The sequence below is a fragment of the Devosia alba genome (assembly GCF_039938915.1).
In the GTDB taxonomy this organism is placed as follows: domain Bacteria; phylum Pseudomonadota; class Alphaproteobacteria; order Rhizobiales; family Devosiaceae; genus Devosia; species Devosia alba.
The window spans coordinates 1-233 of sequence record NZ_JBDUUI010000166.1 but is presented as its reverse complement, the minus strand read 5'-3'; the positions used below and the strand labels follow the sequence as shown (position 1 = coordinate 233).

General features: G+C 51.9%; 1 protein-coding gene. It reads left to right on the top strand.

Annotated features, from left to right (window positions below):
* Positions 1-233, top strand: a 233-nt coding sequence (locus ABFY71_RS19165; RefSeq protein WP_347947471.1) for a virion core protein, T7 gp14 family, incomplete at both ends; no start/stop codon positions are given.

Sequence of the window (233 nt, the reverse complement as noted above, 5' to 3'; positions counted from 1 at the left end):
ATAGTATGTGGGGCTACGTTGCTGCTGTAGCTGGTAAAGCGCTGCTGGGTGCCTTTGATGCCGGGACTCAGCAGAAGGCTGCTATGAGTCAGAATAAAGCTGCTATGACGCAGTTAGCTAAAGGCATTACACAGATAAACCTGCAACGCACTGCATCACGCCAACGTACTGCACAGGCCCTGTATAACACGCAGCTCCAGTCTGAGCAAGCACAGTCTCAGATTGGGCTGCAA